The organism is Pseudomonas sp. JV245A (genome assembly GCF_032424515.1).
Classification (GTDB): domain Bacteria; phylum Pseudomonadota; class Gammaproteobacteria; order Pseudomonadales; family Pseudomonadaceae; genus Aquipseudomonas; species Aquipseudomonas protegens.
Map to the genome: position 1 here is coordinate 1 of NZ_VYKE01000467.1, position 749 is coordinate 749.

The 749-nt window shown below is 65.6% G+C and carries 1 protein-coding gene; it reads left to right on the forward strand.

All coding sequences use genetic code 11. The features are described 5' to 3' along the window. Positions 1–749 (forward strand): phosphopantetheine-binding protein (locus tag F6S12_RS32480; RefSeq protein WP_315869954.1); only part of this gene is annotated, 749 nt, incomplete at both ends.

Sequence of the window (749 nt, forward strand, 5' to 3'; positions counted from 1 at the left end):
CTGACCCGCTATCGCACCGATGGCTTGGTGGAGTACGTAGGCCGTGTCGACCATCAGGTGAAGGTGCGGGGCTTCCGTATCGAGCTGGGCGAGATCGAAGCGCGCTTGCTGGAGCAGGACCCGGTACTGGAAGTGGCGGTGATCGCCCAGCCAGGGCCGAGCGGCCAGCAACTGGTGGGTTATATCGTGCCGGTGGACGCCGAGGTGGCGTCGAGCAACGAGCGCCAGGCGCAGTTGCGCGAGAGCATCAAGGCGCGCCTGCGGGAAAGCCTGCCGGACTACATGGTGCCCACTTACCTGCTGTTCCTCGAAGCACTGCCGCTGACACCGAACGGCAAGCTGGACCGCAAGTCGCTGCCGAAAGTCGATGCGCAGCTGATGCAGCAGACCTACGTCGCGCCGCAGAACCCGCTGGAACAACAGATCGCGGCGATCTGGGCCGATGTGCTGAAGCTTGAGCAGGTGGGCGTCACCGACAACTTCTTCGAGCTGGGTGGCGACTCGATCATCTCGATCCAGGTGGTCAGCCGGGCGCGGCAGGCCGGTATCCGCTTCACCCCCAAGGACCTGTTCCAGCACCAGACGGTGCAGGGGCTGGCCACGGTGGCGGAGCAGGGCGAGGGCGGTTTGCAGATCGACCAGGGCCCGGTGCGTGGGCAGATGCCGCTGCTGCCGATCCAGCAGTGGTTCTTCGACACCCCGGTGCCGGAACGGCATCACTGGAACCAGTCGGTGCTGCTCAAGCCGCT